Genomic DNA, 12,595 nt, shown 5'->3' on the forward strand with positions numbered 1-12,595 from the left:
TTTTCACAAGGAGGAAAATCAATTACTTGATTTTGCCTTCTTTGTAGATCACGTGCTTGCGAACGCGCGGGTCGAACATTTTCTTTTCGAGCTTGTCCGGGGTAGTACGCTTGTTCTTGTCGGTAGTGTAGAAGTGACCAGTACCGGCGCTAGAGATCATTCGAATCAATTCACGCATGATAGAGCTCCTTAGATCTTGCCAGCGGCACGGATTTCGGCCAGCACGACAGTGATGCCACGCTTGTCGATGATACGCATGCCTTTAGCAGATACACGCAGGCGAACAAAACGTTTCTCTTCTTCAACCCAGAAGCGGTGATGCTGCAGGTTCGGCAGGAAACGACGACGGGTTTTGTTATTTGCGTGGGAAATGTTATTCCCAGTCACCGGACCCTTACCGGTAACTTGACAGACTCTCGACATGCCTCAGCCCTCTAAAACCACATGCCCAACCCGGCATGGGTTGGCCGCTTAATCTCTCAGTCATTTGGCGCCAGGCGCCGCGTTTCTTTAGGGTCTTACCGGCTACACCTACAAGCGAAGGAACCGGGCCCCTAGAAAAGAGCGCTGCTTTATACCAGAAAGACCCCAGTGCAACAACAGCCCGTGTGTTTTTACCGGCGTAAATCTTGGCAGCAGACGCCTGAACCGTTGCCAGGAGGGGCCGCTGTAATAGCCGACCGCTCGTCGCACAGAATGATTGACAGCGCACGCCCGCACCGAAAAGTGAAGAGCGAAACGCGCTGAGGCGTCATCAAAACAGTATTTTGGCGAAAAGCACAGGCAAAAATGGGCTAGTCATTTGCCAATCAGACCACTACGGTAGTCTTTTTCCAGACTGCACTCGCAGATGGGCCTTCGATCTGCAAAGGAAACCGAATATGCGCTTCGCTGCCCTACCGCTATTGCTTGCCCCTCTCTTTATGGCGCCACTGGCCCAGGCGGCCACCAACCTGAGTGTGTGTACCGAGGCCAGCCCCGAAGGGTTTGACGTGGTGCAATACAACTCGCTGACCACCACCAACGCCTCGGCCGACGTGCTGATGAACCGCCTGGTGGACTACGACGAGGCCAGCGGCAAGCTGGTGCCTAGCCTGGCGGACAGCTGGGAAGTCTCGCCCGATGGCCTGACCTATACCTTCAAGCTGCACCCGGACGTGAAATTCCACCGCACCGAGTATTTCACCCCTAGCCGCACCCTGACTGCCGAAGACGTGCGCTTCAGCTTCGAGCGCATGCTCGACCCGGCCAACCCATGGCATCAGATCGCCCAGAGCGGATTCCCACACGCACAATCCCTGCAATTGCCAACACTGGTCAAAAAAATCGACGCGCTCGACCCGCTGACCGTGCGCTTCACCCTGGACCATGCTGACTCCACCTTCCTCGCCGCCCTGAGCATGGGCTTTGCGTCGATCTACCCGGCCGAATACGCTGACAAGCTGCTCAAGGCCGGCACCCCCGAGAAGCTCAACAGCCAGCCGATCGGCACCGGCCCGTTCGTGTTCGTTCGGTTCCAGAAAGACGCCGTGGTGCGCTACAAAGCCAATCCGGACTACTTCGCCGGCAAACCGGCTGTGGATAACTTGATTTTCGCGATCACGCCGGATGCCAATGTGCGCCTGCAGAAACTCCATCGTGATGAATGCCAGATCGCGCTGTCGCCCAAGCCCCTGGACGTGGGTGAAGCCGCGAAAGACTCAGCGTTGAAGGTGGAAAAAACCGCAGCGTTCATGACGGCGTTTGTCGCCATCAACAGCCAGCACCCGCCCCTGGACAAGCCGGAAGTGCGCCAGGCCATCAACCTGGCGTTCGACAAGGGCAGTTACCTCAAGGCCGTGTTCGAAGGCACCGCCGAAGCCGCCAACGGACCCTACCCGCCCAACACTTGGAGCTATGCCAAGGACTTGCCGGGTTATCCACAGGACCTCGCCAAGGCCAAGGCCCTGCTGAACCGGGCTGGCCTCAAGGACGGTTTCAAGACCACAATCTGGACCCGCCCCACCGGCAGCCTGCTGAACCCCAACCCGAACCTCGGCGCACAACTGCTGCAGGCTGACCTGGCCAAGGTCGGTATCCAGGCAGAGATCCGCGTGATCGAATGGGGCGAGCTGATCCGCCGCGCCAAGGCCGGCGAGCATGACTTGCTGTTCATGGGCTGGGCCGGCGACAACGGCGACCCGGACAACTTCCTCACGCCGCAATTCTCTTGCGCGGCAGTGAAGTCCGGCACCAACTTCGCCCGTTACTGCGACCCGGCCCTGGACAAGCTGATCAGCGCGGGCAAGACCACCAGCGAACAAGGCGTGCGCAGCAAGCTGTACCAGCAGGCCCAGGCGCAGATCCAGCAGCAGGCACTCTGGCTGCCACTGGCTCACCCGACGGCATTCGCGCTGACCCGCAAGAATGTCGAGGGGTACAAGGTCAGCCCATTCGGCCGACAGGACTTCTCCAACGTCAGCCTGAAACCCTGACCCCGCCCGTGTAGGAGCCGGCTTGCCGGCGATGGCGTCCCGTTTCATTGATGCTATCGCCGGCAAGCCGGCGCCTACAGCCATCCGTACTCAGCCATCGACAGCGGGTCGCCATCACCCACGATGATGTGATCCAGCACGCGCACGTCCACCACCTCCAAGGCCTTCTGCAGCAACTTGGTCATTTTTCGATCAGCCGCACTCGGTTCGGCATTCCCGGAAGGATGGTTGTGACACAGGATCAGCGCCGCCGCGTTGTAGGCCAGGGCACGCTTGACCACCTGTCGGGGGTAAACGACCGCAGAGTCGATGGTGCCCTGAAACAACGCCTCGAACCCCAGCACCCGGTGCTTCGAGTCCAGAAACAGGCAACCAAACGTCTCGTGGGGTTCATGCCGCAACAGCGCCTTGAGGTAACTGCGCACCGCCAGCGGGCTCTCCAGTACCGAATCGCTGCGCAGTTTCTCTGCCATATGGCGCCGGGACATTTCGAGCACCGCCTGCAACTGGGCAAACTTCGCCGGCCCCAAGCCTAGATGCTGACTGAACAGCGCCTGACTGGCCTCAAGCAGTGGGCACAGGCCACCGAACTGCGCCAACAAGTGGCGTGCCAGATCCACCGCACTACGGCCGGAAACGCCGGTGCGCAGGAAGATCGCCAACAACTCGGCGTCGGACAGACTCGCCGCGCCCCCCTCCAAAAGCTTCTCCCGTGGTCGCTCCGCCAAGGGCCAATCGCGAATACTCATCCCACCTCCGTGTGTACGTGCGCCGCTGTTGCCAGGCAGACGCTGTGTTATCTTAAGCCCTCTTTTTTGCCTGCGATTTCCCCTGGGGAGGGGGCGTCGCAGGCGTCACTGAACTGGCATCACTGAACTGGAAAGGCAAACCAATGCAGCGTCTGTATCGGAAACGCATCGTTCTCGGCGTCGGCGGCGGCATCGCCGCCTACAAGAGCGCAGAGCTGGTTCGCAGGCTCCTGGACCAAGGCGCCGAAGTGCGCGTGGTCATGACCCGTGGTGGCAGCGAGTTCATCACCCCATTGACCATGCAGGCCCTCTCCGGCCACCCGGTGCACCTCGACCTGCTCGACCCGGCAGCCGAAGCCGCCATGGGCCATATCGAACTGGCCAAATGGGCTGACCTGGTGCTGATCGCCCCGGCCACCGCCGACCTGATCGCCCGCCTGGCCCAGGGCATCGCCGATGACCTGCTGACCACCCTGGTGCTGGCCACCGACGCCACCGTCGCCATCGCCCCGGCCATGAACCAGGCCATGTGGCGCGACCCGGCGACCCAGGCCAACACCCAACTCCTGCAAAGCCGTGGCCTCAAGGTGTTCGGCCCGGCCTCCGGCAGCCAGGCCTGTGGCGACGTCGGCATGGGCCGCATGCTCGAAGCCACCGACCTGGCGCTGTGCGCCGCCGAGTGCTTCCAACACTTGGCCCTGACCGGCAAGCACGTACTGATCACCGCCGGCCCGACCCAGGAAAACATCGACCCGGTGCGCTACATCACCAACCATAGCTCAGGAAAAATGGGCTTTGCCTTGGCCGAAGCGGCGGTTGAGGCAGGCGCGCGCGTCACCCTCATCACGGGGCCGGTGCATTTACCGACCCCTGATCGCGTCACGCGAATCGACGTAGTCAGCGCCCGCGATATGCTGGCGGCCTGCGAAGCGGCCATTCCCTGCGACCTGTTCATCGCCTCGGCAGCGGTTGCAGACTACCGCCCGGAAGTCGTCGCCCCGCAAAAGCTCAAGAAAGACCCTACGAGCGGCGACGGCCTGCTCCTGCAAATGGTGCGCAACCCGGACATCCTGGCCACCATCGCCACCCGTCCGGACCGTCCGTTCAGTGTCGGCTTCGCCGCCGAGACCGAACACCTGCTGGACTACGCCGCACGTAAATTGAAAGACAAAAACCTCGATCTGATCGTTGCCAATGATGTCGCCAACCCGAGCATCGGCTTCAACAGCGAGGAAAACGCCTGCAGCGTGATCGACCGCGACCTGCACGCCACCCTTTTCGCCCAGACCAGCAAGGGCAAGATTGCCCGCCAACTGATCTCTTTTATCGCCCAACGGCTGAACCAGGTTTAATTCACATGCACGCTTTGCAAGCCAAGATTCTCGACCCACGCATCGGTACCGACTTCCCACTGCCGGCCTACGCCACACCGGGCTCTGCCGGCCTGGACCTGCGCGCCATGCTCAAAGAGGACACTGTCCTTGAACCGGGCCAGACCGTCCTGATTCCGACCGGCCTGTCGATCTACGTCGGCGACCCCGGTCTGGCGGCGCTGATCCTGCCGCGCTCCGGCCTGGGCCACAAACATGGCATCGTGCTGGGCAACCTCGTGGGGCTGATCGACTCCGATTACCAGGGCGAACTGATGGTGTCGTGCTGGAACCGTGGCCAGACCGCGTTCAACATCGTTGTCGGTGAACGCATCGCCCAGCTGGTGCTGGTACCGGTGGTACAGGCGCACTTCGAGCTGGTTGAGGAATTTGTTGAAACACAACGCGGCGCAGGTGGTTTTGGGCATTCCGGCAGCCACTGACTAAGCTGAATCAGGCCGGGCGCCCTCCCCGGCCCGATGCCACCGCATGGCTTTCCAGGATGAAGAATGCGCGCACCTTATCAGCGAGATTTCGTCATTGAAATCAATGCATTACACGCAAAAAAGCACGGAGCGCGAGCGCCGATGGCATTTTTGCACCACGAACTCTCTGCCGAAAACGCCGTCATACCCTTCAGTTTGAGCCCGCCGGTCAGCCACATTCAGGCCAGCTTTGCCCCCTTCAGATGGAGTTTCCCCCCGCGATGAGTACCGCAGCCCGAGTAGCCCCGACTTTTCCCGACAGCATCTTTCGCGCCTATGACATTCGTGGCGTAGTGCCCAAGACCCTGACTGCCGAAACCGCCTACTGGATTGGCCGTGCCATCGGCGCCCAGAGCCTGGCCCAGGATGAGCCCAACGTCTCGGTAGGCCGTGACGGCCGCCTGTCCGGCCCGGAACTGGTCGAGCAACTGATCCAGGGCCTTGCCGACAGCGGCTGCCACGTCAGCGACGTCGGCCTGGTGCCAACACCCGCGCTGTACTACGCCGCCAATGTACTGGCTGGCAAATCCGGCGTGATGCTCACGGGCAGCCATAACCCATCGGACTACAACGGCTTCAAGATCGTCATCGCTGGCGACACCCTCGCCAACGAACAGATTCAGGCCCTGCACAACCGCCTGAAGACCAACGACCTGACCAGCGGCAAGGGCAGCATCACCAAAGTCGACATCCTGCAACGCTACTCTGATGAAATCACCCGTGACGTCAAACTCGCACGCCGCCTGAAAGTGGTGGTGGATTGCGGCAATGGCGCGGCCGGCGTGATCGCCCCACAGCTGCTCGAAGCCCTGAACTGCGAAGTGATCCCGCTGTTTTGCGAGGTCGACGGCAACTTCCCCAACCATCACCCGGACCCAGGCAAGCCTGAGAACCTGGTGGACCTGATCGCCAAGGTCAAGGAAACCGGGGCCGATGTCGGCCTGGCCTTCGACGGTGACGGCGACCGCGTGGGTGTGGTGACCAATACCGGCGAAAACGTGTTCGCCGACCGCCTGCTGATGCTGTTCGCCCGCGATGTGGTGGCGCGCAACGCCAACGCCGAGATCATCTTCGACGTGAAGTGCACCCGCCGCCTGACGCCGCTGATCAAGGAATACGGCGGGCGCCCACTAATGTGGAAGACCGGCCACTCGTTGATCAAAAAGAAAATGAAGGAAACCGGCGCCCTGCTGGCCGGTGAAATGAGCGGCCACGTGTTTTTCAAGGAGCGCTGGTTCGGCTTTGACGACGGTATTTACAGCGCCGCCCGTCTGCTGGAGATCCTCAGCAAGGAAAAATCCACGGCGCAGGAGCTGTTTCAGACCTTCCCGAATGATATTTCTACGCCAGAGATCAATATCCATGTGACCGAAGAGAGCAAATTCAGCATCATTGACGCACTGCACGATGCGCAATGGGGCGAAGGCGCCAACCTGACCACCATTGATGGTGTGCGAGTCGATTACGCCAAAGGCTGGGGCCTGGTTCGCGCGTCCAACACCACACCGGTGCTGGTCCTGCGTTTCGAGGCGGATACCGAGGCTGAGTTGCAGCGCATCAAGGACGTGTTCCACGCCCAGTTGAAACGTGTTGCCCCTGATCTCCAATTACCGTTCTGATTTTTTACCGGAGCCCTGAATGACCCTCGAACGCGAAGCCGCTGCCAACACTGCCAAGGTCTTGTCCGAAGCGTTGCCTTACATCCGACGCTATGTCGGCAAGACGCTGGTGATCAAGTACGGCGGCAATGCCATGGAAAGCGACGAGCTGAAAACCGGCTTTGCCCGCGACATCGTGTTGATGAAAGCCGTGGGAATCAACCCGGTGGTGGTTCACGGTGGCGGCCCGCAAATCGGCGACCTGCTCAAGCGCTTGTCGATCGAGAGCCACTTCATCGATGGCATGCGCGTCACGGATGCGCAGACCATGGACGTGGTGGAGATGGTCCTCGGCGGCCAGGTCAACAAGGACATCGTCAACTTGATCAACCGCCATGGCGGCAGCGCCATCGGCCTGACCGGCAAGGATGCGGAGCTGATCCGTGCGAAAAAACTGACGGTAACCCGCCAGACGCCGGAAATGACCCAGCCGGAAATCATCGACATCGGCCAAGTGGGCGAAGTGGTTGGCGTAAACACCGACCTGCTGAACCTGCTGGTCAAGGGTGATTTCATCCCGGTGATCGCGCCAATCGGCGTGGGTGCCAACGGTGAGTCCTACAACATCAACGCCGACCTCGTGGCCGGCAAGGTGGCCGAAGCGCTGAAAGCCGAAAAGCTGATGCTGCTGACCAACATCGCCGGCCTGATGGACAAGGAAGGCAAGGTGTTGACCGGCCTGACCACCCAGCAAGTCGACGACCTGATCGCCGACGGCACCATCTACGGCGGCATGCTGCCGAAGATCCGTTGCGCACTGGAAGCGGTGCAAGGCGGCGTGGGCAGCTCGCTGATCATCGATGGCCGGGTGCCGAATGCGGTGCTGCTGGAGATCTTCACGGATACCGGCATGGGTACGCTGATCAGTAATCGCAAGCGTCCTTAACTGCCGCACATAAAAAAGCCCCGCTCAATCAAATTGAGCGGGGCTTTTTTATTTGTACTCGGTCCAAATGTGGGAGCTGGCTTGCCTGCGATGACGGCGGCACATTCAACAATTCCGTCGCCTGATACGCCGCTATCGCGGGCAAGCCCGCTCCCACATGGGGATGATTTGGGTCAGACGCCAAATTGCTCGCGGTAGGCGCGAACAGCAGGCAGATGCTGCTTGAGCTGCGGATCATCTTCCAGGAACTGCAGTACCTGGTTCAACGACACGATGCTCACCACCGGAATGCCGAAGTCGCGCTCCACTTCCTGGATCGCCGACAATTCGCCGTTGCCACGCTCCTGGCGATTCAGCGCGATCAGTACGCCGGCGGCCTTGGCGCCTTCCTGGGAAGCGATGATCTGCATCACTTCACGGATAGCGGTGCCAGCGGTGATCACGTCGTCGATAATCAGCACTTCGCCCTTGAGCGGAGCGCCGACCAGGCTTCCGCCTTCGCCGTGAGCCTTGGCTTCTTTGCGGTTGAAGCACCAAGGCAGGTCCTGGCCATGATGCTCGGCCAACGCCACGGCAGTCGCCGCCGCCAGGGGGATACCCTTGTAGGCCGGGCCGAACAGCACGTCGAACGGAATACCGCTTTCAACGATGGCGGCCGCATAGAAACGACCCAGCTGGGCCAGGGCCGAACCCGAGTTGAACAAGCCAGCATTGAAGAAATACGGGCTGGTGCGCCCGGACTTGAGGGTGAACTCGCCGAAGCGTAAAACGCCGCGATCGATGGCAAAACGAATGAAATCGCGTTGATACGCCTGCATGAAAAAAGCCTCAGATACCACGGATTTAGCTAATTAGGTAGACGGCGTGTATCATACACGCACGCGATTTTTGGGGCCATTTATGCGGATCATCAGTGTGAACGTCAATGGTATTCAGGCTGCAGTCGAGCGTGGTTTGCTCAGTTGGCTGCAAGCACAGAATGCCGACGTCATCTGCCTGCAGGACACCCGCGCCTCCGCCTTTGAACTGGACGACCCAGCCTTCCAACTGGATGGCTACTTCCTTTATGCCTGCGATGCCGAAGTGCCCACCCAAGGTGGCGTGGCTTTGTACTCGCGGTTGCAACCCAAGGCGGTCATCAGCGGCCTCGGCTTCGAGACAGCCGACCGCTACGGGCGCTACCTGCAAGCCGATTTCGACAAGGTCAGCATCGCGACCTTGCTGCTCCCTTCGGGGCAGAACGGCGATGAAGACTTGAACCAGAAGTTCAAGCTAATGGACGACTTCGCCCGTTACTTGGATAAACAGCGGCGCAAACGTCGCGAGTACATTTACTGTGGCTCGCTGTACGTGGCGCAACAAAAGCTGGATATCAAGAACTGGCGCGACAGCCAGCAATCCCCGGGTTTCCTGGCGCCGGAACGTGCCTGGATGGACGAGATTGTCGGCAACATGGGCTACGTGGATGCCCTGCGTGAAGTCAGCCGAGAGGGCGACCAGTACAGCTGGTGGCCGGATAACGAACAGGCCGAGATGCTCAACCTGGGCTGGCGTTTCGACTACCAGTTGCTGACCCCAGGTCTGCGCCGGTTCGTTCGCAGTGCGCGCTTGCCGCGTCAGCCGCGCTTCTCGCAGCACGCGCCGCTGATCGTGGACTACGACTGGACACTGACCATCTGAGGTCTTTTTCCAGGCACAAAAAAACCGACATTGCTGTCGGTTTTTTTGTGGGCGTTCATTATTTGACCAGTCGCCAGGTCAAGGGGTAGCGATAGGCGATCCCCTTATTGGCCTTGATCGCGCCAATGATCGTCAGCACTACGCTGGCGATGGCCAGGGCCGTCATCAGGAAGAACCCGATCACCGCAAAGGCCAGCACGATGCACACGATCCAGGCGATGGCCACGGTAATCTGGAAATTCAGCGCTTCCTTGCCCTGATCATCGATGAACGGGCTGACTTCCTTCTTCATCTGCCACAGGATCAGCGGCCCCACGACACTGCCGAAGGGGAACACAAACCCCAGAAACGCCGCGAGATGACACAACATCGCACTTTGACGCACTTCGTAGGAAAGCGAGGGTTGCGGCAGTTGGCTGTCATTCATGGCGTTTCTCCTTGAGGCCGACCGGCTCAGTCAGCCAGTGCGGCGTTTTGCAGTTCGAAGATCTCGGTCATGCCTTTCTGGGCCAGCGCGAGCATGGCATTCAGCTCAGCCGGCTGGAATGGCGCGCCTTCGGCAGTGCCCTGCACTTCGATGAAACCACCGGTGCTGGTCATGACCACGTTCAGGTCGGTCTCGGCCGCCGAGTCCTCCAGGTAATCCAGGTCCAGTACAGGCTCGCCCTGGTACATGCCCACCGAAACGGCAGCGATCATTTGCTTGAGCGGGTCGCCGCCCTTCAGGCCGCCGCGCTTCTTGATCACTTTGAGCGCATCGACCAACGCCACCATGGCGCCGGTGATGGATGCAGTGCGAGTGCCGCCGTCAGCCTGGATCACATCGCAGTCGACGTACAGGGTCACGTCGCCCAGCTTGGACATGTCCAGGGCTGCGCGCAGGGAGCGGCCGATCAGGCGCTGGATTTCCAGGGTACGGCCGCCTTGCTTGCCACGGCTGGCTTCACGCTGGTTACGCTCGCCGGTGGCGCGCGGCAGCATGCCGTATTCGGCGGTCAACCAGCCCTGGCCCTGCCCCTTGAGGAAACGTGGCACGCCATTTTCGACGCTGACGGTGCAGATAACCTTGGTATCGCCAAACTCGACCAGTACAGAACCCTCGGCGTGTTTGGTGTAGTTGCGGGTGATGCGGATCGAGCGGAGCTGATCGGCAGCGCGACCACTTGGACGTTTCATAGGGGATACCTGTACTGAGGACGAAAAACTGCCGAGCATTATAGAGCCGTGAACCGCTTCGGGGCACTGCTAAAAAATTCGGTTACCAATGGTCGAGTTTGGGCGCGTCCGCCCCACTGCGCTACAATCCTGCGCCTTCTTAACCATCAGCCCGTGTTTGCGGGCTGCAACGCGAGGTACCTCCATGGTGCACAGCATGACCGCCTTCGCCCGCGTCGAAAAAGCCGGCGCCCAAGGCACCCTGAGCTGGGAACTGCGCTCGGTCAACAGCCGCTACCTGGAGCCGCACCTGCGCCTGCCGGAATCGTTCCGCGACCTCGAAGGCGCCGTGCGCGAGGCTCTGCGCCAGGGCATTTCCCGCGGCAAGCTGGAATGCACCCTGCGCTTTACCGAGGAAACCACCGGCAAGCCGCTGCAGGTCGACCGCGACCGTGCCGCGCAACTGGTCGCCGCCGCCGAAACCATCGCCGGCCTGATCAAGCAGCCCGCCGCGCTGAACCCTTTGGAAGTGCTGGCCTGGCCTGGCGTGCTGGTGGCCGACGCCACCGACCCACAGGCCCTCAACGCCGAAGCCCTCGCCCTGTTCACTCAAGGTTTGAAGGAGCTGAAGGCCGGTCGCGAGCGCGAAGGCGCCGAACTGGCCCGCCTGATCAGCGAGCGCCTGACCGCCATCGAAGAAGACGTGGTCACCCTGCGCGAACTGGTGCCGCAGATGCTCGCCACCCAGCGCCAGAAGGTCCTCGACCGTTTCGCCGACATGAAGGCCGACCTCGATCCGACGCGTCTGGAGCAGGAAATGGTGCTGCTCGCACAAAAAAGCGACGTGGCCGAGGAGCTCGACCGCCTGAGTACCCATATCCTTGAAGTGCGCCGCGTGCTCAAGTCGGCGGGTGCCGCCGGTCGGCGCCTGGACTTCCTGATGCAGGAACTCAACCGCGAAGCCAATACACTGGGCTCCAAGGCTTTCGATCCGCGCAGCACCACAGCTGCGGTCAACCTCAAGGTGTTGATCGAGCAGATGCGCGAACAAGTACAGAATATTGAGTAAGGCAACTTCCATGACCCACAGCACCGGCACCCTTTACATCATTTCCGCCCCCTCGGGCGCGGGCAAGAGCAGCCTGGTCAAGGCCCTGACCGACGCCGACGAGCAGATCCGCATCTCGGTCTCCCACACCACCCGCGCCATGCGCCCGGGTGAGGTGAACGGCGTGCACTATCACTTCGTCGAGCGCACCGAGTTCGTGAAGATGATCGAGCACGGCGACTTCCTGGAGCGCGCCGAAGTGTTCGGCAACCTCTACGGCACCTCACAAAGTCACCTGCAGCAGACCCTGGACGAAGGCCACGACCTGATCTTGGAAATCGACTGGCAGGGTGCCGAGCAGGTACGTCAGCTGATGCCCAAGGCGCGTTCGATCTTCATCCTGCCGCCGTCCCTGGAAGCCTTGCACCAGCGCCTGACCAACCGTGGCCAGGACAGCGACGAGATCATCGAAGGCCGCATGCGTGAGGCCGTCAGCGAAATGAGCCACTACGTCGACTACGACTACCTGATCATTAACGACGACTTTTCCCACGCGCTGGAGGATTTGAGGGCGATTTTCCGCACCAATCAGCTCCAGCAAAAGCGCCAACAGCAGCGTTTCGGCAAATTGCTGGCCGAACTGCTCGGTTGATTGGCTCTTCCCAAAATGGCTGCAAGGGCTTTACATTGGTGCTTGCAGCGGTTTTACGAAGGCTCGCGAAAAATCAGCGCTTCCCTAAACGCTGGTGATTTTTTAAACTGCTCAGTCCGCTCGCCCAACCGGGCAGCGCGCATCTTGCATTCGCTCCGAGGAATACCATGGCCCGCGTAACCGTTGAAGACTGCCTAGAACACGTGGATAACCGCTTTGAGCTGGTCATGCTCTCTACCAAGCGTGCCCGTCAACTGGCCACTGGCGGCAAAGAGCCCCTGGTCCAGTGGGAAAACGACAAGCCTACCGTTGTAGCCCTGCGTGAAATCGCTGAAGGCCTGATGAGCTACGAGTTCATCGCCAACGCTGAAATCGTTGAAGACGAACCGCTGTTTGCAGCGTTCGAGGACGAGTCCAACGAGGCCGTCTAAGCCTATG

General features: G+C 60.6%; 14 protein-coding genes and 1 pseudogene. 9 read left to right on the top strand and 6 right to left on the bottom strand.

The window, feature by feature from the left end; translation table 11 throughout:
* Nucleotides 1-22 precede the first annotated feature (22 nt).
* Both rpmG and rpmB read right to left on the bottom strand, forming a co-directional pair.
* A complete protein-coding gene (gene rpmG, locus HX803_RS10450) occupies nt 23-178 on the bottom strand; it encodes a 50S ribosomal protein L33 (protein WP_003176906.1) in 156 nt (51 codons plus the stop codon).
* Between the two features lie 11 nt (nt 179-189).
* Nucleotides 190-423, bottom strand: coding sequence for a 50S ribosomal protein L28 (gene rpmB, locus HX803_RS10455; RefSeq protein ID WP_003176907.1), 234 nt, complete (start codon nt 421-423; stop codon nt 190-192).
* Between the two features lie 458 nt (nt 424-881).
* Here rpmB and HX803_RS10460 point away from each other — a divergent pair, with 458 nt between their 5' ends.
* Nucleotides 882-2,474 (top strand): ABC transporter substrate-binding protein, encoded by a 1,593-nt coding sequence (locus HX803_RS10460; protein WP_178920333.1) that lies wholly within the window; start codon nt 882-884, stop codon nt 2,472-2,474.
* Between the two features lie 74 nt (nt 2,475-2,548).
* On the opposite strand, the gene radC is transcribed toward HX803_RS10460, so the two are convergent.
* Nucleotides 2,549-3,223 (bottom strand): DNA repair protein RadC, encoded by a 675-nt coding sequence (radC, locus tag HX803_RS10465; protein ID WP_178920335.1) that lies wholly within the window; start codon nt 3,221-3,223, stop codon nt 2,549-2,551.
* Between the two features lie 143 nt (nt 3,224-3,366).
* Between radC and coaBC the strand changes: the two genes are divergently transcribed.
* The 4 genes and pseudogenes from coaBC to argB all read left to right on the top strand — a co-directional run bounded on the left by coaBC (nt 3,367) and on the right by argB (nt 7,622).
* A complete protein-coding gene (coaBC, locus tag HX803_RS10470; RefSeq protein ID WP_016970585.1) occupies nt 3,367-4,575 on the top strand; it encodes a bifunctional phosphopantothenoylcysteine decarboxylase/phosphopantothenate--cysteine ligase CoaBC in 1,209 nt (402 codons plus the stop codon).
* Between the two features lie 5 nt (nt 4,576-4,580).
* A complete protein-coding gene (gene dut / locus HX803_RS10475; protein ID WP_178920337.1) occupies nt 4,581-5,036 on the top strand; it encodes a dUTP diphosphatase in 456 nt (151 codons plus the stop codon).
* A 239-nt stretch (nt 5,037-5,275) separates the two neighbouring features.
* Nucleotides 5,276-6,697 (top strand): annotated as a pseudogene (locus HX803_RS10480) (phosphomannomutase/phosphoglucomutase); the annotation flags it as partial.
* 19 nt (nt 6,698-6,716) lie between these two features.
* A complete protein-coding gene (gene argB, locus HX803_RS10485) occupies nt 6,717-7,622 on the top strand; it encodes an acetylglutamate kinase (RefSeq protein WP_178920341.1) in 906 nt (301 codons plus the stop codon).
* A 173-nt stretch (nt 7,623-7,795) separates the two neighbouring features.
* On the opposite strand, the gene pyrE is transcribed toward argB, so the two are convergent.
* Nucleotides 7,796-8,440, bottom strand: a complete 645-nt coding sequence (gene pyrE / locus HX803_RS10490) for an orotate phosphoribosyltransferase (RefSeq protein WP_176994456.1) — start codon at nt 8,438-8,440, stop codon at nt 7,796-7,798.
* An 82-nt stretch (nt 8,441-8,522) separates the two neighbouring features.
* On the opposite strand from pyrE, the gene HX803_RS10495 reads away from it, so the two are divergent.
* On the top strand, nt 8,523-9,302 hold the full coding sequence (locus HX803_RS10495) for an exodeoxyribonuclease III (RefSeq protein WP_003195493.1): 780 nt from the start codon (nt 8,523-8,525) through the stop codon (nt 9,300-9,302).
* Nucleotides 9,303-9,360: 58 nt separating this feature from the next.
* On the opposite strand, the gene HX803_RS10500 is transcribed toward HX803_RS10495, so the two are convergent.
* Together HX803_RS10500 and rph are read right to left on the bottom strand one after the other, a co-directional pair.
* Nucleotides 9,361-9,729 (bottom strand): DUF4870 domain-containing protein, encoded by a 369-nt coding sequence (locus tag HX803_RS10500; protein WP_178920343.1) that lies wholly within the window; start codon nt 9,727-9,729, stop codon nt 9,361-9,363.
* 26 nt (nt 9,730-9,755) lie between these two features.
* Complete coding sequence (rph, locus tag HX803_RS10505; RefSeq protein WP_016975928.1) at nt 9,756-10,478, bottom strand: ribonuclease PH; 723 nt, start codon at nt 10,476-10,478, stop codon at nt 9,756-9,758.
* 184 nt (nt 10,479-10,662) lie between these two features.
* Here rph and HX803_RS10510 point away from each other — a divergent pair, with 184 nt between their 5' ends.
* From HX803_RS10510 to rpoZ, 3 genes are all read left to right on the top strand, one after another.
* Nucleotides 10,663-11,526 (top strand): YicC/YloC family endoribonuclease, encoded by an 864-nt coding sequence (locus HX803_RS10510; RefSeq protein ID WP_178920345.1) that lies wholly within the window; start codon nt 10,663-10,665, stop codon nt 11,524-11,526.
* 10 nt (nt 11,527-11,536) lie between these two features.
* Nucleotides 11,537-12,157 carry a guanylate kinase gene (gene gmk / locus HX803_RS10515; RefSeq protein WP_178920347.1) on the top strand — a complete coding sequence of 207 codons (621 nt, stop codon included), beginning with the start codon at nt 11,537-11,539 and terminating at the stop codon, nt 12,155-12,157.
* Nucleotides 12,158-12,324: 167 nt separating this feature from the next.
* Complete coding sequence (rpoZ, locus tag HX803_RS10520; RefSeq protein ID WP_003176920.1) at nt 12,325-12,588, top strand: DNA-directed RNA polymerase subunit omega; 264 nt, start codon at nt 12,325-12,327, stop codon at nt 12,586-12,588.
* Nucleotides 12,589-12,595: the final 7 nt, after the last annotated feature.

Origin of the sequence: Pseudomonas sp. P7548, from assembly GCF_013386585.1 — a bacterium.
Lineage (GTDB): Bacteria > Pseudomonadota > Gammaproteobacteria > Pseudomonadales > Pseudomonadaceae > Aquipseudomonas.